Source organism: Salinivibrio sp. MA440, assembly GCF_001996265.1.
GTDB lineage: Bacteria > Pseudomonadota > Gammaproteobacteria > Enterobacterales > Vibrionaceae > Salinivibrio > Salinivibrio costicola.
Window position 1 is genome coordinate 81,902 of record NZ_MUFI01000006.1, and the last position, 22,327, is coordinate 104,228.

General features: G+C 47.9%; 19 protein-coding genes and 1 pseudogene. 12 read left to right on the forward strand and 8 right to left on the reverse strand.

The window, feature by feature from the left end:
* Positions 1-88: 88 nt before the first annotated feature.
* Positions 89-1,519 (reverse strand): sodium:proton antiporter NhaD, encoded by a 1,431-nt coding sequence (nhaD, locus tag BZG80_RS03135; protein WP_021024507.1) that lies wholly within the window; start codon positions 1,517-1,519, stop codon positions 89-91.
* A 388-nt stretch (positions 1,520-1,907) separates the two neighbouring features.
* Between nhaD and BZG80_RS03140 the strand changes: the two genes are divergently transcribed.
* Genes BZG80_RS03140 through BZG80_RS03150 form a run of 3 tightly spaced genes read left to right on the forward strand, consistent with a single transcriptional unit; the run spans position 1,908 to position 4,603 of the window.
* Positions 1,908-2,876 carry an ABC transporter substrate binding protein gene (locus tag BZG80_RS03140; RefSeq protein WP_077678729.1) on the forward strand — a complete coding sequence of 323 codons (969 nt, stop codon included), beginning with the start codon at positions 1,908-1,910 and terminating at the stop codon, positions 2,874-2,876.
* Positions 2,877-2,900: 24 nt separating this feature from the next.
* A complete protein-coding gene (locus BZG80_RS03145; protein ID WP_077677157.1) occupies positions 2,901-3,812 on the forward strand; it encodes an ABC transporter permease in 912 nt (303 codons plus the stop codon).
* The gene (locus tag BZG80_RS03150) at positions 3,809-4,603 is read left to right on the forward strand and encodes an ABC transporter ATP-binding protein (protein WP_077669842.1); all 795 of its coding nucleotides are present in this window, start codon (positions 3,809-3,811) and stop codon (positions 4,601-4,603) included. The genes BZG80_RS03145 and BZG80_RS03150 overlap by 4 nt, the downstream gene beginning before the upstream one ends.
* 128 nt (positions 4,604-4,731) lie before the next feature.
* Here BZG80_RS03150 and viaA read toward each other — a convergent pair.
* From viaA to BZG80_RS03165, 3 genes and pseudogenes are all read right to left on the reverse strand, one after another.
* A pseudogene (viaA, locus tag BZG80_RS03155) lies at positions 4,732-6,117 on the reverse strand (ATPase RavA stimulator ViaA); the annotation flags it as partial.
* Positions 6,104-7,771, reverse strand: a complete 1,668-nt coding sequence (locus tag BZG80_RS03160) for an ATPase RavA domain-containing protein (RefSeq protein ID WP_077576698.1) — start codon at positions 7,769-7,771, stop codon at positions 6,104-6,106. The pseudogene viaA and the gene BZG80_RS03160, both read right to left, overlap by 14 nt.
* 259 nt (positions 7,772-8,030) lie before the next feature.
* Positions 8,031-8,861, reverse strand: coding sequence for a sulfurtransferase (locus BZG80_RS03165; protein ID WP_077678731.1), 831 nt, complete (start codon positions 8,859-8,861; stop codon positions 8,031-8,033).
* A gap of 138 nt (positions 8,862-8,999) precedes the next feature.
* Between BZG80_RS03165 and BZG80_RS03170 the strand changes: the two genes are divergently transcribed.
* On the forward strand, positions 9,000-9,983 hold the full coding sequence (locus BZG80_RS03170; protein WP_077678732.1) for a lipid A deacylase LpxR family protein: 984 nt from the start codon (positions 9,000-9,002) through the stop codon (positions 9,981-9,983).
* Positions 9,984-10,015: 32 nt separating this feature from the next.
* Here BZG80_RS03170 and BZG80_RS03175 read toward each other — a convergent pair whose 3' ends face one another.
* Complete coding sequence (locus BZG80_RS03175; RefSeq protein ID WP_077461410.1) at positions 10,016-10,885, reverse strand: DMT family transporter; 870 nt, start codon at positions 10,883-10,885, stop codon at positions 10,016-10,018.
* Positions 10,886-11,045: 160 nt separating this feature from the next.
* On the opposite strand from BZG80_RS03175, the gene BZG80_RS03180 reads away from it, so the two are divergent.
* The 5 genes from BZG80_RS03180 (at position 11,046) to BZG80_RS03200 (ending at position 16,695) form a co-directional block, all read left to right on the forward strand.
* Positions 11,046-11,585 carry an isochorismatase family protein gene (locus BZG80_RS03180; protein WP_077461456.1) on the forward strand — a complete coding sequence of 180 codons (540 nt, stop codon included), beginning with the start codon at positions 11,046-11,048 and terminating at the stop codon, positions 11,583-11,585.
* Between the two features lie 167 nt (positions 11,586-11,752).
* Positions 11,753-12,748, forward strand: a complete 996-nt coding sequence (locus tag BZG80_RS03185) for an ABC transporter substrate-binding protein (protein ID WP_025744836.1) — start codon at positions 11,753-11,755, stop codon at positions 12,746-12,748.
* Positions 12,749-12,812: 64 nt separating this feature from the next.
* Positions 12,813-13,709, forward strand: coding sequence for an ABC transporter permease (locus tag BZG80_RS03190; RefSeq protein ID WP_025744837.1), 897 nt, complete (start codon positions 12,813-12,815; stop codon positions 13,707-13,709).
* The gene (locus tag BZG80_RS03195) at positions 13,702-14,937 is read left to right on the forward strand and encodes a quaternary amine ABC transporter ATP-binding protein (RefSeq protein ID WP_077678733.1); all 1,236 of its coding nucleotides are present in this window, start codon (positions 13,702-13,704) and stop codon (positions 14,935-14,937) included. Before BZG80_RS03190 ends, BZG80_RS03195 begins: the two co-directional genes overlap by 8 nt.
* Positions 14,938-15,096: 159 nt before the next feature.
* Positions 15,097-16,695 (forward strand): methyl-accepting chemotaxis protein, encoded by a 1,599-nt coding sequence (locus tag BZG80_RS03200; protein ID WP_077678734.1) that lies wholly within the window; start codon positions 15,097-15,099, stop codon positions 16,693-16,695.
* A 72-nt stretch (positions 16,696-16,767) separates the two neighbouring features.
* Here the strand turns inward: BZG80_RS03200 and metC are convergent, their stop codons facing one another.
* Positions 16,768-17,961 (reverse strand): cystathionine beta-lyase, encoded by a 1,194-nt coding sequence (gene metC / locus BZG80_RS03205; protein ID WP_077576703.1) that lies wholly within the window; start codon positions 17,959-17,961, stop codon positions 16,768-16,770.
* 280 nt (positions 17,962-18,241) lie between these two features.
* On the opposite strand from metC, the gene BZG80_RS15960 reads away from it, so the two are divergent.
* On the forward strand, positions 18,242-18,415 hold the full coding sequence (locus BZG80_RS15960; protein ID WP_198532340.1) for a hypothetical protein: 174 nt from the start codon (positions 18,242-18,244) through the stop codon (positions 18,413-18,415).
* A 333-nt stretch (positions 18,416-18,748) separates the two neighbouring features.
* On the opposite strand, the gene BZG80_RS03210 is transcribed toward BZG80_RS15960, so the two are convergent.
* Both BZG80_RS03210 and BZG80_RS03215 read right to left on the reverse strand, forming a co-directional pair.
* On the reverse strand, positions 18,749-19,240 hold the full coding sequence (locus BZG80_RS03210) for an NfeD family protein (RefSeq protein ID WP_077461414.1): 492 nt from the start codon (positions 19,238-19,240) through the stop codon (positions 18,749-18,751).
* A gap of 9 nt (positions 19,241-19,249) precedes the next feature.
* On the reverse strand, positions 19,250-20,203 hold the full coding sequence (locus BZG80_RS03215; RefSeq protein WP_021024036.1) for a slipin family protein: 954 nt from the start codon (positions 20,201-20,203) through the stop codon (positions 19,250-19,252).
* A 584-nt stretch (positions 20,204-20,787) separates the two neighbouring features.
* Here BZG80_RS03215 and cspE point away from each other — a divergent pair.
* Positions 20,788-20,994 carry a transcription antiterminator/RNA stability regulator CspE gene (gene cspE / locus BZG80_RS03220; RefSeq protein ID WP_025744354.1) on the forward strand — a complete coding sequence of 69 codons (207 nt, stop codon included), beginning with the start codon at positions 20,788-20,790 and terminating at the stop codon, positions 20,992-20,994.
* A gap of 169 nt (positions 20,995-21,163) precedes the next feature.
* Positions 21,164-22,165, forward strand: coding sequence for a response regulator (locus tag BZG80_RS03225; protein ID WP_077576704.1), 1,002 nt, complete (start codon positions 21,164-21,166; stop codon positions 22,163-22,165).
* Positions 22,166-22,327 lie beyond the last annotated feature (162 nt).

A 22,327-nucleotide genomic window follows, 5' to 3' on the forward strand; every position in this document is an offset into this window, starting at 1 on the left:
CAACCATGCTACCGACGATAAAAACGCCGGTCGTTTAAGACCGGCGTTTTTTGCTTACAACGAGGTTTTTCTAGAACAGAACGCGGGCTTATTGAATATGGAAATAGTGGCTATTGAGCACTAAATGCACACCAATCGCTGCGATATAGCCCAACATGATCACCGGCGCCCATTTTAAGTGCCCAAAGAAGGTATATTTACCGTGCGCTTGCCCCATCAGCGCGACACCGGCCGCAGAGCCAAGAGACAACAAGCTCCCCCCCACACCCGCTGTTAACGTAACTAACAGCCAGTTACCGTGTGACATCTCAGGGCTCATGGTTAATACCGCAAACATAACAGGAATGTTGTCCACCACCGCCGATAGCACACCGACAAGTGTATTGGCCCAGATCGGATCCCATTCTAAATACATCACATTCGACACCAGCGACAGATAACCAATCAAACTCAAGCCACCCACGCACATCACGACACCATAAAAGAACAGCAGTGTGTCCCACTCTGCATGGGAAATACGGCGAAAGACATCAAACGGGACCACTGAACCGAGACGACTCAGCGCGGCTTCATCATTTTTGGCTTCAGCAATCGCCCGTTTCCGCGCCAAAGAACGTGGTAACGTTCGGCGCAGGTAAAAACCAAAGAACTGCAAATACGCGAGGCCCATCATCATGCCCATGACCGGCGGGAAATGAATCAAGCCGTGGAAGGCAACTGCCGTTGCAATCGTGAGCAAAAACAGAACCATAATTCGTCGAGCGCCACGCTTTAACTCGACATATTCTTGCATCACGTCCGGCTGAGTGCGTGGAATAAAGCGTGACATGATAAAAGCTGGGATCACGTAGTTCACAACAGATGGAATAAACAAAGCACCAAATTCGGTGAAAGTAACCTTGCCCGCCTGCCAAACCATTAAGGTGGTGATATCACCAAAGGGACTAAACGCTCCGCCGGCGTTCGCTGCAACCACAATATTGATACACGCGAGGTTTACAAAACGTGGATTGTCGCCCCCAATTTTCAACACAATGGTACACATCAGCAGTGCGGTTGTGAGGTTATCAGCAATCGGCGAGATGAAGAAAGAAAGTACCCCAGTAATCCAAAACAAGGTTCTTAGGTCATAGCCTTTACTTAAGATCCATGCCTTTAATCCATCGAACAGGCGCCTCTCTTCCATCGCCGAGATATAGGTCATTGCCACCAGCAAGAAAAGCAACAACTCTGCGTACTCCAGCAAGTTGTGCTCAAGCGCGGCATGCGCCGGTGCCATATTTCCCCATTGTGAATATGCAAACCCGATCAGTAACCAAATCAGCCCCGCGGCTAACAATACAGGCTTTGATTTTCTTAAGTGGAGCTTTTCTTCCAACATGACTAGGCTGTAAGCAACCGCAAAGATTGCCAAAGACACATACCCTACCCATGACTGGGTGAGATCCAGTCCTTCGCCTGTTGTAGCGGCAAAAGCCGTTGGCGACACTACCGCCAACGCCGCRACCAAACGCTTCATCCTTGAGCCTCCAAATTTTATTTCCTTATTTTTGATATAACAAACAGCGCGCTCTGTGGCATTCACTCCGAACGATAATTGTTTATTTTGTCGTCTTAGGTCACCACAGAACAAAAACGAACATAATATTAACAAATATGGCGATAACGTCTATTGATAACCATGATGAAATCACAAAAAAGAAGTGACATTCTCTACTGTCAAGATTAATAATATCAATTTACTAGTCGATGTTCGCTGTTATCTCTGGCAAAAATCGACTAAGTTTAAGAAAAGTGTACGAAATGTGCTATCGCACGCTGTTCGACTAACAATAACAAATAGACAACATCGCAACTGCATCGCCGCGGTTGCGCAAGGATGTGTGAGTAACAAGAAGGGAGTCACCATGAAAACACTGAAAATTGCTGCCGTTATATGTGCAGCGGTCCTATCACTGGGGCATGCACCATTCGCATTTGCCGAGACCGCTCGCGTCGCCGTATCCCAAATCGTTGAGCACCCCGCTCTTGACGCGACCCGCAACGGTCTGCTTGATGGCTTGGAGAAGAAAGGATATATCCAAGGGGACAACTTGTCGTTTAAATATCAAACTGCGCAAGGTAATCCAGCAATTGCGGTGCAGATTGCGCGTCAGTATGTTGGAGAACAACCTGACGTCTTAGTCGGTATCGCGACACCATCAGCGCAAGCGCTCGCGGCTGCAACACGCGACGTACCCGTCATTTTTACGGCGGTAACAGATCCTATCGGCGCCAAATTAGTGAAAGGTATGGCTGCGCCAACGGGTAACGTCACCGGCTTATCTGATCTTTCTCCTGTTGCCCAGCATGTGGCGCTGGCTAAAGAGCTGCTTCCCAACCTGTCGACGATTGGAGTGGTTTATAACCCCGGTGAAGCGAACGCAGTGACATTGGTTGATCTGTTAAAAGACGCGGCAGCAGAGCACGGGATAAAAGTGATCGAAGGCACGGCATTGAAAAGCGCAGATGTGCAATCTGCCGCGCAAGTTGTTGCCACCCAATCCGATATTATCTATGCGCCAACAGACAATACTGTTGCCAGTGCGATTGATGGTTTAGTGGCCGCTGCAAACTCAGCAGATACCCCTGTCCTAGGTGGATCGACGTCCTATATCCCCAATGGCGCGGTCGTTGCACTTGGCTTTGATTATTACTCCGTCGGGGTGCAAACAGCGGACTATGTTGCGGCCATCTTAGACGGCGAGCCGATTTCATCTCTGCCTGCCAAAGTTGCGGAAGGGTCTGACTTAGCCGTGAACCGTTCGGCTGCAGACAAGTTGGGGATCGACGTGCCAGCTTCTATCTTGGATCGCGCCTCACGAATCGTAGAGTAGTTAGGCTCAATCTAGGAGTAGTAAATGACGGCAATTGCGTTTTTCGGCACCCTAGAAGTCGGCCTAGTTTATGGCTTGGTTGCGCTAGGTGTTTATCTCACTTTTCGTGTACTCGATTTTCCCGATTTAACGGTTGACGGCAGTTTCCCGATGGGCGCCGCCGTTGCCGCTACTATGATCGTGGCGGGTTACAACCCATGGTTTGCGACCGCAATGGCGATTTTGGCTGGCGGCATCACCGGATTAGTCACTGCTTTTCTCACGGTAAAGTGCGGCATCCTCAACTTGCTCGCCAGTATTTTGACCATGATTGCCGCATTTTCGGTAAACATTCGTATTATGGGGCGACCCAATATTGCCTTACTCGGCGAGGAAACTATTCTAACGCCATTTGAATCACTCGGTATTGCCCCCGTCTATTTGCGTCCCTTAGTCGTGGGTGTATTAGTGATTATCAGTGGGCTACTCGTGGTCCGCTTATTAGCCAGTGATTTTGGCTTGGGGTTACGCGCAACGGGCGTTAATGCGCGAATGGTTCAAGCACAAGGCGGCAGCACGGCGATGTACACCTATTTTGGTCTCGCCCTTTCAAATGCCTTTGTTGGCTTTGCCGGTGCATTATTTGCGCAAACCAATAGTTTTGCCGATGTGACCTCTGGCGTAGGGACCATTGTTGTCGGTCTCGCCGCCGTGATCCTCGGACAAACATTACTGCCTGGACGTAAAGTCTGGGTCGCCGTTGTGGCGGTGATTCTGGGTTCCATTTTATATCGCCTCGCCGTCGGCTTTGCACTATCGAGTGGCATGTTTGGTCTTCAAGCCTCTGATCTCAACTTGGTTACCGCGGTACTGGTTGCCGTGGCATTGATCGCTCCCAAAATGCGCCAACAGTATCAAAAGTCCAAACGCGCAAAACAGGCGGAGGTGTCAGGATGATCTCGTTGAACAATATTCAGGTCACGTTTAATCCAGGGACCGTCCTCGAAAACCGTGCTCTGCGCGGCGTAAGCTTAACCATTCCCGAAAACGAGTTTGTCACCATCATTGGTTCCAATGGCGCAGGCAAATCAACCTTACTGGGCGCCGTCACCGGTGAAACGCCGATGATTGGCGGCCAAGTTATGATTGACGATATTAATGTGACCAAGAAGGCTGTGCATCAGCGCGCCACCCTTGCCGCACGCGTATTTCAAGATCCACTTGCGGGTACCTGCGCGTCGTTAACCATCGAAGAAAACTTGGCGCTGGCTTATCGGCGAGGTAAAGGGCGCGGTTGGTCACGTGCGCTTGGGAGTAAACGTCGTCAATTATTCCAAGAGCGCATTGCGATTTTGGGGTTAGGTTTAGAAGATAGACTAGGGGATAGCATTGGTCTGCTGTCTGGAGGTCAGCGTCAGGCCGTAAGTTTGGTGATGGCCACCCTGTCAGACAGCAAGCTTTTATTGCTCGATGAACACACCGCCGCTCTGGATCCACGCATGGCCGCGTTCGTGATTGATTTAACCAAAACTATCGTCAATGAGTTTAACCTCACTGCCATGATGGTCACGCACTCGATGAAAGACGCACTGGCATGCGGTGATCGAACCGTAATGCTACACCAAGGTAACATTGTGCTAGATGTCCATGGTGATGAGCGCAAAAATATGGACGTGCCACATCTTTTAGACATGTTCAACAAAGTGCGCGGCGAAACCCTCGCCGACGACAGCTTGCTGCTCGGTTAGCCTGCTACGGCGCTTGCTGTCATGCAAGCGCCTAGCCATCTATTCTATGGCTTATTTTTGCTCGGCCACCACTGATTAATCAGGCGCCCTCCTAATGAGGGCTGGTAACGCCAACAGTGATCGAACATGGCCATTAATTCAGGGTTGCCATATTTGGATAAGCTTACCGCATGGAAACGGTTTTGCTTTAACTTCAATGCATCAATCTTTTCGATCATCGTCTCGGACTGCTTAGGAGCAATAAAGTCCGACACCACCACTAGATCGGCGTTTTGATAGCGTTCACCGGCCATCAGATTAAGCGCTTTTTCGATCACAGGTGCCATATCTGTCCCGCCGTGGAAGCGATACGAAAGAAAGCTCATCGCCTCTTGCAGACCGCGCTCACCGGTCAGCTCATAGCTGATATGGTCAGTGGAAAAAAGCATCACGTAACAATCACGATGCTCGGTCGCGGCAATCCGCATTAATACATACGCTAGCGCTTTAGCGCATTGCTCTGGAAAACCACTCATCGAGCCTGAGGCATCGATGGCTATGATAAAAGGTCCCTTTTTTTGATCTGGCTTGGATTGACTGGGGGCATACGTCTCTACTTTTTTCCGGCGATGGGCTTGGCCCGTCATTTGATAATTCAGCAGTTGTTTATCAACAAGCTGTTTATAAAAAACAACCTCGAGCGCAGGATCAGCCAGCAATACCGCCTCATTGGGTAAGAGACGGTCAACACGATCACTTTGGCAGATGCCGGTGATGTCATCAGGGACATCAACTTGCTTTTCCGGCACGGTTTTTAGCGTTTCCGTCGGCTGCTCGCTGGGCCCTTGCGCATCAACATGGTTTGCCATTCGCCCTAACTGTTCGGCAATCGCCTGAAGCTCTGGGTTTTTCTCTAAAAAAGTAATAAACCGTTTAAGTAAGGTGACGTCTTGCTGGGAAAGCGAGCTGGCCGCCATATCCCATAGCCGCCCCACTTTGCTGATATCACCCGATTGATCCACGCCATTCATTTTTTGATAGGTCGAGATACGGCGATAGAGATCGTCGAGTAATTTTTGTTTTTGTGCTTCAACACTGTCGGACTGGTTTTTTTGTATTTCCGCTTTTAAATGCGCGTGCCATTTGTTGCAAAAGTACGACTGAAACATAGGATCAGCATGTTGAGCTTGATGGGCTGCGAGCCTTTCTGCCTGCGGATAGAAAGAAGAAACAGATTTTAATTGGCTTAGTAAAGTATCAATGTCTTTTTCAAACGCGCGCGCGGTTTTTTCGGTGGCCTGCTCGTAGTATTGAATTTCTTGCTTCAGAGAGGCTGACAACCCTTGTTGAACCAGTTTGCGCTTTGTTTGCCCCCGCCAGCGGTTAAGCTGTTTTTTTACTGCTCGCTTAATCGCTGGGCTTCGTTCTGTCAACACAAGTAACTGGGGATGAGACATCAACTCTGTCATCGCCGCATCCAGTAACCCAGACTCGGCGAGCATCAACCCCATGTTCAGGCTCTCAGCGCTCAGCATCACTGGCTCCTGAGAAGAACTCACCTAAGCGCGCTAAACGATTAACTTGGCGCTCTAGGTTATTAATCTGCGTTTTGACCTCATGTTCGACGTCGACCAAACTCGCTGACGCGGTTTCAAGCAGATCCGGTTGCGCAAATAAATGGGGCAACCCAGCATTGAGCTGACTGCGCGCGCGACGAATTAAAAACTGCGCATGCTGCAATTGTTCAAGCGCATGATCTGTTTGTTGTGTCCATGTGGCCAGCTGTTCCTCGCTCGGATCGTTCACGCCCACCAGGGCCATAGGCACCGGCCGATTAGCAATGTCTTTGATGACTAAGGCGTGCTGCGCATCCCACTCCAGAGTGAGCCGGCACAGGTGATTATTTTTATTCACATAGCCATACAAGTCTGTGCTGCCTGTTTTCAACTTTTTCTCAATGTCAGCCGCATCAAGATACACCCAACGACTGTCACCTTTTTCTTGCTCTGAAACCGATGGGTTGGCTCGAAGTAGAACAAAACGAACCAAATCTCGACTTTGGTTGACCGTGAAGCGAGGCGACTGGCTCAAGTCAATCATCGCTTTGCGCGTGAGCCCAGCGTTGGCCGTGTCTTGTCGATAGGTCAGCGCTTCAGCTGTGTCTTGCTCAATATCTTCTAACGCCACTTTGACGTCATCGAGCAAGGCAAGCACTTCTTGTTGATCGAACAGAACTTCTTTGGCAAATGCCTGCATCACGGTTTTCACCACATCACGCGATTCTGGGCTATGCCATAGGCAGTCTTCCAGTAACAATAAGTCCAATGGGGCGACTTCATCACGACCATTGAAAAAAGCGGCCGCTTTTAGCAAACGCACCGCCTTTTTCCACCGGCGATCGGACACATAAAGTTCACTTGGGTCGAATTGTGATTGTTCACTGCCGGCATTTTCTACCCGCTGTTTTAGTGTGTAGAGTTTTTCGAATATCGCATCCGGCAGACCCAAGGTGGGAATAATGGTCTGCCAATCCTGATATTCTTGATGGCTAATTTTCAACTTATCGGCCACCGCCACTTCGTCCTGGCTGGGCTCGGTAAGCATCAGTTTGAAGTTTTTCTTCTCTTGGATACGATTGACGAAAACGCGGAGTAACATGCGATCATAGAGCGCATCAAGGCCACTATCGGGATCAGGCAGTTCATTGGACGCGGTAACCAACAAGCGCATAGGGACAGGATAAACATGCTCACCGTTTTTAAAAGTGCGTTCATTCACAACGGTTAAAAGAGTGTTAAGAATGGCAGGTCCGGCTTTCCATATTTCATCCAAAAATACCACATCAGCATTGGGTAGATAGCCGTCGGTTAGGCGTACGTATTTGCCTTCATCTTTTAGCGCTTGAATCGAAAGCGGGCCAAACACTTCTTCCGGTGTCGAAAAGCGCGTCATTAAATATTCAAAAAATTGGCTGTTATCAAACGCCTCGATCAAACGTTTCGCAATATAGCTTTTGGCAATGCCTGGCGGGCCGAGTAAAAACACACTTTCACCCGCGAGTGCGGCCAATAGACACATTTTGATAGTGTGCTCGCGTTCGTACACCCCACTAGATAGTGCATCAATAAGGCTTGCAATACGCTCGGGTAATAGCGCGCGACGGCTGACGGTGGCAAGATTTTGAGACAAGTGGCACTCCGCTATTTGTGGCTAGGTGTCATCGTTAACGCATTTGATTAAAATCGGTAAAAAGCTTCACTGCTCTTTAACCATGGCAAGATTCCAATACTTTGCCATTCGCTAGCGGTTTTTGTGCGCAAAAAACCGCCTAATGTGTAACTTAATATTGCTGTATGTGTCGATATATCATTAGCCCACCGGCTAGATAGTGACATAGATCACCATCAAGTCAATCTTGCCACTTATCGCATTCGCGTTTGCATAGATTTTAATCTTCCCGGACAACAGGCCAAGATTGATGGGCGCCCCACTCCGTCCAAGAGCCGTCATACACCGCAAGCGGATAAGCAAAATAGTGCTCGGCCACCGCGGCTAAGATACAAGCCGTCACGCCTGAACCACAGCTTGCTACGTTCAAACGTGTATCACTGAGGTGAGGTAAAACGATGTTACGTGCGATGTCTGAACTGATCACAAAACCGCGCGGATCGGTTAATTCGCTAAAAGGTAGGTTAATGGCACCGGGCATATGACCACTTCGTATACCTTCTCGAGGCTCTGGCACCTGTGCATAAAATCGTGTTTCAGGACGGACATCAATCACATTGATTGCGGCCAGCTTTTCGGCCAGCGTGTCGCCATCAATGTAACGATACGCTTTAAAATCGGCGTGGTAAGTTGCCTCGACACGCGGCTGAGGCGGTGTATTATCTATCAGCCCCTCTGATGCCATCCAAGCAGGTAGTCCGCCATCAAGAATAAATACATCCCGATGGCCCATCACTTTACACATCCACCACACGCGAGCGGCAGAGAATAAGCCTTGCGTGTCATAGACCACTAACGTGTCTTGCGAGGCAATACCTAGCGTTCCCATATGTCGCGCAAAACTCGTTTCATCCGGTAACATATGAGGTAAAGAGGAGGATTGATCTTTGACTGTATTATCGAAATCAAAGTAGACGGCACCCGGAATACGCCGTTGGCGCCACTCTTGGAAGCTATCTCGGGATACATCTGGCATAAACCAGCTAGCATCGACAGGAACGACGGTATCGAGGCGCTGAGCGAGCCATTCAGGGGTTACAAACACTGACATCTTGACGGTTCCTTTTCATCGTTGATTGGCGGATGACAACACTTTCACAAGATATTGACTTATCTTATCTAGTATCAGCCTAATTTTTTACTCATACTGAAAGCCTCGCATTAAAGATGCAACTCAATGAGGATATGAATGACACCATCTCGCGTGATCTCAGGCGCTATTTTATTGTTTCCCACACTACTGCTGGCACCCACAGCGGCTTTTAGCGCGGGGGTCGGTGTAACAATTGAAAACGACAGTCCGTTAGGCGTTGATAATCAATACACCAGTGGTGTTTATGCGCACTGGCATGCGGATTGGTCCGATGATGTCACCACCACCGCTGTCACGCCCATTCGTTGGTTTGCTCAACAGCTACCGCTTAACGAACAAGCACGCCAAAGCTGGAGCATCGATGTTGGACAAATGATGTGGACGCCCAACGATATTGAATGGGAAACGCCCCATCCCAATGAACGTCCCTATGCCGGTTTGATTTTTATCGAGCCTGGCATTTATCAGCAGACATCAGAGCGGGTCGATAAGTGGTCATTTATGCTCGGAATGGTTGGCCCCGCATCGCAAACTGAAGAAGGACAATCTTACGTTCATGACCTCATCGACTCGCCCGACCCAAAAGGATGGGACTACCAAGTGGAAAACACGCCAGTGGCGCAGTTTGCTTATGAACGCCACCAGCTCCTGCACCGTAGCGAGAACCAAGAATGGGGAGTGACTGGACGTGCCGATATCGGTAACTTCCGCAGCGAACTCTCTACAGGATTGAGTTATCGTATTGGTCTTGATCTGGCTAATACCTTTGGCGGCATTAGCTTCGAGCCAGGCCGCCATTTAGACAGCCGTTTGTTCGACGCAAGCGAACAGGGCGCATTCTTTTATGCCGCGATGCAAGGCCGATATCGGGCCAATGACATCACCATCAATGGCGATAAACCGCCAGAGAATGCCGACATCGATATGACCCACTGGCAAGCAAGTGCCGCTACCGGGCTAGCATTTTACCAGCCTCGCTGGGGCACAGATATCAGTGTTGTTGTACACACGAAAGACTATAAGCAAGCTCCCGATGACACCTATAGCTACGTATCTTGGACCGTGCATTATCGGTATTAACATCCATACTCTCGTTTCGCTTTCCGTCGCCACTATCGAGGTGTGGCAGCAACGGCTTGTTTAGGCGACTGACTCTTTCGTTTATCCGTGAGTTTCATCAACACCAATGACGCTAAAATCATCGCAATACCTAACCACTGTAACGGCTGTAACGTTTCATTGATCCACAGTACACCAAGGGTTACCGCCGTAAGCGGATTAAGAAACATAATGATAGATTGACGATTTGGGCCAAGTACAGTGATCGAGCGAATATAGGCCCAGTAACCGACAGCAGTATTGAGTAAAATAACCCAAGCAAGTCCTGGTACGGCCTCCATGGTTATCGCCTGTGGCGGTCCCGCAAAGAGCCAAGCAAAAGGAATAAGCATGATGCCACCAAGGACTAACTGCCAAGCGGTTAATCCAAAAATATCTTTCGCTTCCCAGCGCTTCATCCATAATGTCGACTGAGCAACAAAAAATGTGGCAAGTAACATGGCACCGGCCCCTATCCAATCGATATTGGAAGATGGATTCAATAATAATACCACGCCGAAAAGCCCTAAAATCGCCAGCCCAAGTAGTTTAGGCTGAGGTCGTTTCCCTTCTGTTAACCACTGAAGCAGCATCAGTACCAAAGGTAAGGTCGCGCCTAAAGTCCCAGCGATAGCACCGGGTAGCCGATAAGCGGCAATAAAAAGCAGTAAAAAGAAAGCCGCGATATTAAAAAAGCTTACAGCAAGCATTCTCGGCAAACTTAAAGGTAAACCACGTCGACTGATCATCAGCATTAACAGGCCTGCTGGCAATGCTCGCCATACTGCCATCCAATAAGGGGAAAGATCTCCCAGAAACAGAGCAACCGCTGAATAAGTACTGCCCCAAAAAATCGGGGCAAGAATAGCGATAAAATAATGCATAACCTTTCTCTATGTATCTTCACGTAAAGATACAGTAGCTGTTATGTTAGTTGACATCAAGTATCTTAATAGTAAGAAAAATGTATTAGCGCTCAAAAAGACAACGCCWTAGCGAGAAGGTGCTATGCTTATTTGCTTGATAAAACAGGGGGATAAAACAATGATCAATACTGAGAATGCGGTCGTTTTGTTGATTGATGTACAAGGCAAACTGGCACAAAAGGTAACAGGCAGCGAAGCACTACACCAAAAGGTGGCCCAACTAATGCGTGCCTGTCAGTACTTTGATGTGCCCGTGGTGTGGGTCGAGCAACTGCCCGATAAGCTCGGCGCGACCACTGAGAGTTTGGCTGAGTTAATCCCAACGGATACGCCCATTGCCAAGCAGACATTTAGTGCTTACGCAAACCCCGATGTTAAAAAACGACTCGATGATCTTAACCGTAAACAAGTCATCCTATGTGGCATCGAAACCCATATTTGTGTTTATCAAACAGCCTGCGATCTACTCAGAGCCCACTATCACGTTCACCTAGTCACGGATGCAACCTCATCCTGTGACGCGTCTCATTACCACACCGGAATTGCAATGATGCAGCAACATGGCGCCTGGATCACTTTGGTCGAAGCCTTGTTGTTTGAGTGGCAACAAGCAGCCGGCGGTTCAGACTTTCGATCTTTTTTAACGTTAATAAAGTAGAAAGAAAATAGATCTCTAAGTAATGGGCGTGAAGATCTAGGGGTTGAATACGTATACTCCTAAAATATCCAGTATTTATGAGATATAGATCGCACAGTAGGCGCTAACATTTTCATTAGTGGTCTAATATTATTCATGACGAATGTATAAAAGAGAAAGGAAGCACTATGTACAAACGACTACTCTCTGCAGCCCTATTAACGCTGTCTGCAGTCCCGGCCAGTGCCGATGATCATGGGTGTGGCAACGTCACGATTGCCGATATGAACTGGAATTCAGCGAGCCTGATTGCCAACATTGATCAGTTTATTTTAGAGCATGGCTACGGCTGTGATGCTGAACTCGTACCTGGTGATACCATGCCAACCGGCACATCCATGATAGAAAAAGGCGAGCCCGATATTGCACCGGAGTTTTGGAGTAACTCCATGCGTGAAGGCCTTCAGCGAGGTATTGACGAAGGACGTATACGCTATGCAGGACAAGCCTTTGTTGAAGGCGGCGAAGAGGGATTTTGGGTCCCTAAATACATGGTCGATCAGCACCCCGAACTTAAAACCATTTCGGGCGTTAAAGCCAATGCCGATCTTTTCCCTCATCCCGAAGATCCGTCAAAAGCAGCCTTTTACGGATGTCCCGCGGGATGGAGCTGCCAAATTACCTCGGAAAATAATTTTAAAGCATTGGATCTCGCCGACAGTGGCTTTGAAATTGTCGACCCTGGCTCCGGTGCTGGCTTAGCCGGCTCCATTGCCAAAGCTTATGAACGCGAAGAAGCTTGGTTTGGTTACTACTGGGCACCGACGGCCGTGTTAGGCAAATATGAAATGGTTAAAGTCGATTTCGAAACGGGTACGGATGTCGAGCACTATAAGTCATGTATTACATCTGACGAGTGCATAACGTCGAAAGCAACAATGTATCCAGCCGCTGATGTTGAGACTGTCGTGACAGAACGCTTTGCTAAACGAGCTCCCGAGGCCATGGCCTATATAGAAAATCGTGGTTTTACCAACGACCAGATGAATGGATTACTGGCATGGATGGAAGATAACCAGGCTGACGGTGAATATGCGATGATCAATTTTTTAATTAATCATGAAGACATTTGGACCCAGTGGGTGCCAAATGATGTGGCGAGCAAAGTAAAAGACGCGTTGTAACTCAATAACCCGCACAGTATTGCCACTGTGCGGGATTTCTTTTAGCAGTATAGGAATAATAACAATGGCGACTTCATGGCTAACGGATGTGCCAGAAATGAGCAGACGCGATCTGCTCACCATCCGACAAACACTGGATGGTGCCTATCGGAATTTTTCTCGCGAATATGGCGAAGGTATCGAAGCCTTTTTTGACCCCCTCCTCCACTTTCTTGTTTGGTTCGAAGACTTACTCCTTGCCACACCTTGGTGGCTGGTGATTGCCGTACTTGCCGGTATCGCGTATCTCGCCAGTCGCTCTTGGAAGCTCCCTGCGGCTGTGGTTGTTTCTTTCACTCTAATTGCTTACTTAGGGATGTGGGAAGATACCATGAGCACCATGAGTATCATTTTGGTCTGTACGCTTGTCGCGATAGGTGTCGGTGTACCTATCGGGATTGCGATGGCGAAGTCCAATCGGACCCAAGCGGTGGTTACGCCACTCCTTGATATCATGCAGACCATGCCCGCTTTCGTCTATTTAATTCCTGTCGTGATGTTACTGGGCATTGGTAAAATTCCGGGGGTCATTGCCGTCGTGATTTACGCCATTCCACCGGTCATCCGCTTAACGAACCTTGGGATTAGGCTGGTCGATAAAGATGTGCTTGAAGCAGCGACTGCGTATGGCGCCAATGGCGTTCAGCGCCTTTTTCAGATTCAGCTACCACTGGCAATGCCCACCATTATGGCCGGCATTAATCAAACGATTATGATGGCACTCGCCATGGTCGTGATCGCCTCGATGATCGGTGTTTCTGGCTTGGGTCAACCCGTTCTTAAATCGATCACTAACCAATATTTCACCTTGGGCCTGCTCAATGGCCTCGCGATCGTCGTGATTGCTATTATTTTCGATCGCGTCTCGCAAAGCTATGCCAAGCGATCACAGCAGCACTTAAAGGGAGGTGATCATGACTGATTCTGAGCAGAACACCTTGATCGAAATTCACGGTCTTTACAAAGTGTTTGGCAACCATCCGCGTAAGCTCATGCCCGATGTTAAAGCAGGTAAAAGCAAAGACGCATTGCTACAAGAAACAGGACATACTATCGGACTTAGTGACATCAATCTGTCTATTCGGCGCGGTGAAGTGTTCGTCATCATGGGCTTATCTGGCTCAGGAAAATCAACACTGATTCGCCATTTCAATCGTTTGATCGATCCGACAGAAGGTGAAATTCGCATTGATGGCACGGATATAATGCAGTACTCACAAAAAGAGTTGCAGCAATTTCGTCGTCATAAAATGTCGATGGTTTTCCAGCGATTCGGCTTGCTTCCTCACCGTACTGTCAAAGAAAACGTCGGTTTTGGTCTTCGCATTCAAGGAGAAGCCAAAGCACTGCGAGATGAAAAGGCTCAACAGTGGCTCTCTACGGTTGGCTTAGAGGGCTATGCTGACCAATACCCTGCCCAGTTATCCGGTGGGCAACAGCAACGCGTCGGTTTAGCACGGGCCTTGTGTACGGATGCGGAGATCCTATTGATGGACGAAGCGTTTTCTGCACTGGATCCGCTCATTCGCAGTGAGATGCAAGACCAACTCATTGAGCTACAAGAAAAGCTGCATAAAACGATTATCTTTATTACCCATGATCTCGACGAAGCGTTACGTCTTGGTGATCGTATTGCCATTTTACGGGACGGTAAGCTGGTACAAGTGGGTGAGCCGGTTAATATTCTACTTCAACCAGCAGACGACTATGTCGAAGCATTTGTTAAAGACGTCAACCGTGCTCGAGCCCTAACCGTTGAAACCGTGATGCAGCCGCAAATCTGTCGTATCAGTGCGACCACAATTGGTGATGCCATTCAGCAGATGCGCCACCAAAAAGTTAATTATGGCTACTACATTACCGAGGAGGGTTACCAAGGTACCTTGAGCCAAAAAGCGCTGAGTGACAAAGATCCAAGTGGCCATATCGAGGCTAGCTTACTTGAGGATGTTCCCGCGATTGATCAAGATTCTTTGCTCGAGAGTGTGATTCCAGACACCTTGGAGTCGAAATGGCCACTGCCCGTCTTCGACGATCATGGGGAGCTTATCGGGCATCTCTCACGACAGACTGTTGCCAACATTCTCAGCGAAACAGGAAAAAGCGCGACCGAAACGTTATCCACAAACCCGCCCCAAAAAGCGAGCTAATTATATCAATGCGCCCTACCTATTGGGGCGCATTATTTTCACTCCAATGAAAAGGTATCTCTTCTCGTCATCATAACAGTGAGACAAGTGTCATTTTATTGAAACACTTTCTCCCTAACCTGCTGCGCATATCAGGACTCACAGTTGGTAGGAAGTTATATGAGTGTACGTCAGCGATTATTGATCGCCTTTACCCTCTTCATCGCGTCGACCTTAGGATTAGGTAGTCTCGCGCTTTGGATATCATCTCGCTCAGCGGATGCTTCAGCCGAATATGTGAATCAACAACTCCCCGAAGTCTGGGCATTACTCGCGCTTGAGCGTGATCACCGAGACTTAGTGAATCTGTCACAAAAGATCAAAGCCCAAGTGTTGTTTTGGAATGAAATTACGCCTGAGTTTGAAAAGCTCCATAAACGCTATCAGCAAAGCTGGCAGGCGTTGTCCCAGTATCCTTCTCTCTCAAACTGGCGTTCTGAACAAAAAGATAAAAAAAAGAAGTTTGATCAATACCTTAATAAGCTCGCTAAAACGGTCGAAAGTAAAAGTTTTTATGACGCAGGCCGCCTTGTGGATTTCGATCTCTACCCAGCCGTTGATCCTATGCTATCAGTGATTAGCGAAAAACTAATAGAGCGTCAGGATAATGCTAAGGCATCTGCTTCAGGATTGATCCTCTTCTTGCATCAGCAGTCCAATTTTGTGTATGCCGGTAGCGGTGCCACTTTGATCCTTGCACTTATTTTAATGACCTGGCTTCGCAAAACCGTCATTGTACGCTTGGACGATATCGCGACCTCGCTGACGGATATTGATAATCGCTCCGATCTTTCAATACGTCTGTCTGACAAGTATCACGACGAAGTCAGTGCCGTCGCTCGCGCATCAAATAACTTGCTCGATAAGTTCAGTCACTTTGTTACCGATATACAATCGCGAACATCAGCGCTTGATCAACAGTCAGATACCTTAGACCAACAAAGCACGCAAGTGGCGACGATTAATCAGCAAACACGGCAAAACGTTAACGATGTCGCGCAATCGCTTACCGTTATGGAAAGCGCAACCACGGAAATCGCGAGTGCTATTCATGATACCCGCGAGTATATCGGCAAAGTATCCCAAGACAACGATGAGATTCAGACCCAAATGCGTGCTACTGAAGCCTCAATAGCGCACAGCGTCAAGGTGGTTGAAAATGTATCAAATACCATGGCAACGCTAAAACAAACGAGCAACCAAATTGCCGGTGTTATGGATGTGATTGAAGATATAGCAGAGCAAACTAACCTTCTCGCGCTCAACGCTGCCATAGAAGCGGCACGTGCAGGGGAGCATGGCCGTGGATTTGCGGTTGTCGCGGATGAAGTGAGAAATCTATCTCAGCGCACAGCACAATCGACAGGGGATATTCGAGGATGGATCAATGACTTACTTGGTCAAGTCGATACCGCCAGTCATCTATTATCAGAAACACAATCGGCCAGTGCAGATAACCAGCAAGCAAGCATCCGACTACAAAGTTATCTTGGTGAAATGCACACTACTTTCCAAGGGCTGGAGCAACTCAGCGCTGAAGTTGAAGCAGCCCTCGATTCTCAACACAAAGAAATTGCACACCTTACTGAGCAACGTCGCGCTCTCAAACATGGCAGTCAGTCACTGACCGATGCTATCGATACAACCAGTGATGTAAGCGGTCAGCTTAGCCATCAATCGAGCGCATTAACCCAGCTGACCGATCAGTTTCAGACGTGACGGCGAAATAGCGAATCGTGATCACCTAGCGCCCTGTTGTCCGGGAGCTAGGTGTTTCGAAAATAGATATGATTACGTCTTATTCACTCGTTCAAAACCAGCGGCAAGATCAGCGATTAAATCCTCCACCTGTTCGAGACCAATATGCAGTCTAACGAGTGTCCCACTGAAACTTACTTTAGCCACGGGCCGGATCCGATTAAGCTGTTCGGGTTGATTGGCAAGTAACAAAGACTCGTAACCTCCCCATGAATAAGCCATGCTAAAATACTTCATAGAGTCGCAGAATGCTTCTAATTGCGTATCGGACAAACGTTCCTTAAAAACGAATGAGAACAGTCCGTTACTGCCACTAAAATCACGGGCAAAATAGCGATGCCCCGGACAATCAGTGAATGCGGGATGAAGCACTTTCGCCACTTCAGCCTGCTCATTCAGCCAGTTGGCAACATGTAACGCATTTTCTTGATGTTGCGCTAGCCGTACATCGAGCGTTCTCAGTCCTCGCGCCGCCTGGTAGGCAGTGTCAGGATCAACGGTTTGTCCCATCAAGTAGGCACGCTCTCTCAGCGTTGGCCAACAGCGCGCATTGGCGACGGCGGTGCCTAGCATATTATCTGAATGACCAATAATGTACTTGGTGCCAGACTGAATAGAAATATCGACACCCTGTGTTAACGGCTGGTATAAGCGACCTGCCGCCCACGTATTATCCATCATGATCACAGCATCTGGGGCGCGATTGCGAACCGCTCGCACAATGGCTGGCGTATCGTGCACTTCCATGGTGTACGATCCGGGTGACTCTAAGAACACGATACGTGTATTCGGCTTGATACGATGACTAATCTCGTCACCTTCAAGTGGGTCAAAATACTCGGTCTCGATCTGCATGTCGGCCAGTATTTTCTCACAAAAGTCCTGAGTAGGCTCATACGCCGAACCCGATACCAGTATGTGATCGCCCGTTTTAACAAATGCGAGAATACTGTTAGCAATCGCCGCCGCGCCACACGGAAATAACGCACAACCTGTTCCCTGCTCAAGCTCTGTCATTGCGTCTTGCAGCGAGAAGTGAGTAGTCGTACCTCGTCGGCCATAAAACAGCGTTTGTTGGTGACGATTTGCAACCGCGTGTTTCTTTTCTGCTAATGAATCAAAAATGATTGAAGAAGCGCGCTGTACGACTGGATTAACCCCGCCTAAGGTATAGCCTTTTTGGCGTCCAGCATGGATTAGCTGCGTACGATTCTGTTTCTTTTCCATGGCTCACTCATCCTATGTTACCCACATCTCTAGCCTAAGCGTTTCGCCGCAAGCAGTAAAGACATTTAGACGTCCATACTGTAATTTTCTACCTATCGATTCAACGATATGTCATCGCGCTAAACGCTAAGCCAGCGCGGTTAGCGAAGCGTGTTTAGGTTGATGACTATCCACTCCGCATTTTGGTTCGAACACTAAACAGATCACATTTTTATCTATTTGACTGGAAACACAATGTAAGTGTATATACATTGTATATCTGATCGATAGGCTAAAAGACATGGCAAAAAAAGAAAAAGTCAAAAAAGACAGTCAATTACTGATACGAATCAATAGTGATCAACGTGATGCGTTTCTGCAAACATGTGACGAGCTTGATACCTCAGCGGCTCGAGAAGTCAGACGGTTTATCAAACAATTTTTAAAAGACCACGAAACAAAAAAAGAATCATAACATCCAGTTTACGGTGCAACTTGCCGGCACCCGACCACAGCATTGAAGCTGTATTGCAGTGGCAAACGCTTCGGCAATCTATACTTAAGGAGAGAAAATCATGGCGAAAGTATCAAAGAAAGATCTGAAAAAATCGATCAAGAAAACCAAAGCAAAAGTTGCGAAACAAGAAGGCAAGCTGAAAAAATTGAAAAAGCAACTAAAGCAAGCCTAAGCCACGTTTAGTTAAGCAATAAGCATAAAAAAGCTCGGGGGATTTCCCGAGCTTTTTGTTTGTTATGGTCACGCTTTATTGACGCTGCGCTTACGTTTCAGCGCGTCCGATTTTAATCCTCAATTTTCTGCTTCACCCTCAGTTGATGATAAAACGGGCTCAACAGTAAACCGGCCCACATCCACACCGATCACTTTCACTTGCTCACCAGGCTGCAGGACAATATCCCCTGCGTTAGCACTAAGTTGCAATTGCCATGTCACTCCAGAGTACTTGGCCGACGACAGTTGTTCGCGACTTAATGGTGAAGTCAGGACGAAGGTCAGTCCAATAAAGTCGCTATGACGATTGTCCGGACTACGTTCTTTATGCTGTAACCGTTTAAGCGGTCGCCACAGCGCTAAGGTAAGTAATCCTGCGCCGATGCCAGTACCACTAAACAATGCGGTCACGGTTTCGGGCAAGACCCCGATCATGGCCAGTAACCCAACTAAAACCGCAGCACAACCGGTAGCTAATAAGACAATTGTTGACAAACCGAGCAGCCAAACTTCAGCGGCTAACAACAGTAAACCAATGATAATAGTTAACTCTGCAAGATAGTGACTCACGTATTTACCCTAACTACTTTTTGTTTTGTTAAGCGATTCAATGATGGTCATCGCTTCTGCAACCACGTTCGCAGCTCCCGTACCCGAATCAGGCAACAAGACGACCGATGACTCTTTGGCAATTGCTTGTTTAGCGCGAATTGCTTTCTCTGCTAAATCAAGCTGAATCGCTTTTTGACCTTCTTCGGTGATAGCTCGTGTCCCGACAATTTCAAGCGCTTCGGCTTGAGCTTGAGCGACGGCTAGAATGGCTTGCGCTTCACCCTCCGCATTCAGAATTTGTTCCGCTTTTTCCGCTTCTGCCGCTAAAACCCGTGACTGCTTCTGACCCTCTGCCACGTTAATATCTGATTGACGAGCCCCTTCAGACTCAAGGATCACGGCACGTTTCTCACGTTCGGCCTTCATCTGACGCTCCATTGCTTCGAGCACCGACCGTGGAGGATCAATATCTTTTATCTCGTAACGAAGCACTTGTACACCCCAAGGCTGAGCCGCTTCGTTGATGGCCGAGACAATGGCAATGTTCAAGCTTTCACGTTCTTCAAACGTTTTATCCAGCTCCATTTTACCTACTTCACTACGCATGGTGGTTTGCGCAAGTTGCGTGACGGAATAGACATAATCATTCACGCCATAGCAGGCTTTGAAGGGATCAAGCACTTTGATATAGAGTACACCGTCCACACCCAACGAAATGTTGTCACGCGTAATCGCAGACTGACTAGGCACATCATACGCTTGTTCTTTCAAAGTCCGTGTATACGCCACACGGTCGATAAAGGGAACAATGACGTTGAGCCCCGCTTCCATTGTTTTATAGTACTTACCAAACCTTTCAACCACATAGGCAGTATTTTGTGGCACAAACGTAATGGCACTGCGCAGTACGACAATCACTAAGATCGCCAGTACTATCCATACGCCAATAAAACTCGATATTTCAAAAAAAACGTTATCCATTAAGGGATCCTATGACTGTCGCTAACACGACGCTGATAGAGGGTGACAATGACTCAGACATGACGACAACGCTTGCATGCCTGAAGTTTAAGCATACGCCAATGTCAGTGTAGAAAGACAGATAACGATGGTAAATTTGACACTCGTCTCACTCAGATCGCTTTTTCCCCTCTTTTTATCTCGATTGAACGACATGACTCTCTGAGCGTGATCCCACTTTTGTAAAAGCCTGTCGCAACGATGGCCATATCATTGGAAAAAGGATTTTACCTTATCTTTTTTTGGGTGTACTCTTAGACCTGTTCAACCGTGTTGGTTGGCGGTGCTCATTACCGTTGACACCTTGACATAGAGTGTCAGAAAATGAGCAAACTAACGCGCAAACAACGCGTAGTCCTGTTGAAGCTGTTTTTAAGCTTTAATAATCGGAAATTTATGCAGCAATTGAATATAGATACATCGAAACACCCCACCGTTAGGCTGGAAAGTTAGTTGTCCTGAAGATATTCGCTACATTTGCCCATAGAGTCGATTAACGGCACTCGCGTCACTGCAACACCTAGTTAATATATTCAGGAGACACCATGTCCAAAGCTAATGGTTCCGTTAAGTGGTTTAACGAAGAAAAAGGTTTCGGTTTTATCCAGCAAGAGAACGGTCCAGACGTATTCGTTCACTTCCGTGCTATCGTTGGTGAAGGCTTCCGCACACTAGCAGAAGGCCAGCAGGTTGAGTTCGATATCGAGCAAGGTCAAAAAGGCCCACAGGCTGCGAACGTCGTTCGCCTGTAAGCCAAACCAAATTTAAGAAGAAAGGCGCTCATCAGAGCGCCTTTTTTTATACCTGTCATTTAAAGTTATGACACTAAGCCACATTGATATCGCATTCAGCCCCTATGCGAGTAGACGCTCTTGTTGCTATCCACTAGGCTGTGAGTACATCATATTGTCAGGAGGACGTATGCTATCTCCGTGCTTGATTGTCGACGATCATGAGATGATCCGAGACACGATTGGATTAATGGCACAGGCACTCGGTATTAAATCAGTGATCACCGCAGCAGACGGCGCCGAGGCGATATCTCGCGCCTATCATGACGAGCCGAGCCTTATCATTACCGATTTACAAATGGATCCTATCGATGGTTTAGAAATGTTACGTCTCATGCGAAGTGGCCGCTATCATCTACGCCACGACACACCCATCATTATTCTGACCGCAAACGCTTCTAAAGCCGTGATCAGCGAGTGTATCCGCTTTGATGTTGACGCGTTCATGATAAAACCTGTTAAAAAGCAAGACCTTGAAAATCGTGTCAAGCAACTGTCCAAACATACCAAGGCGAAAAAGCCCCCACAGTTCTATTTCGAGATGTACCAGTCTGACCCGGCCAAATCGACAGAGTTCGAGCACAATGGTGCGGTTGTGTTTACGGAAGAAGAACAACAGCAAATCGAATGCATCACCGAACCTGTAGAAGAGACGCCGATAGCGCCCGATACACTAGGAGATGTAAAGGCATCACCGCAACCCTCTAGTGAGCCCAAAGATCGTAAATTTATACGTTGGCAAGAGAAGTACACAGTCGGTCATCAAGAATTGGATAACAGCAATAAGCAATTGTTGGCTATTATCAACGATACCTACGAGGCCATTGCTTACCATCACGATGATGATGACAAAGCTGACTTCGATGCCTTAGCTCAACGTTTCCGTGACTATATTGCTGCGCACTTTCTGCTAGAAGAAGACATTCTTGAAGCACGCGCCTACCCCAAATACAAAGAGCATGCAGCCATCCATCAACGCCTAGCGCGACAGGCTCAATATGTACTGCTTCAGTGCCAGGCCGATCCCACGCTTTATCGCTCCGAGTTTTTTAAATTTCTACGCTATTGGTGGATTCATCACGTGGTTCACGAAGACACGAAATATCGCGACTTCCTGGTACAAGGTCTTTAATACTTTCATCCCGACTCACAGCCTTGCTCAGCGCTGTGAGTCTGCCCTACTTCCGCAACTTACCATCCACTAGACAGCCAAAGCAGTCTGTTTAGCAAACCATCGTATCGATTGGGAACCTGCCCACACCTTTAGGCCAGTAAATGTTACGCCTCGAAACAC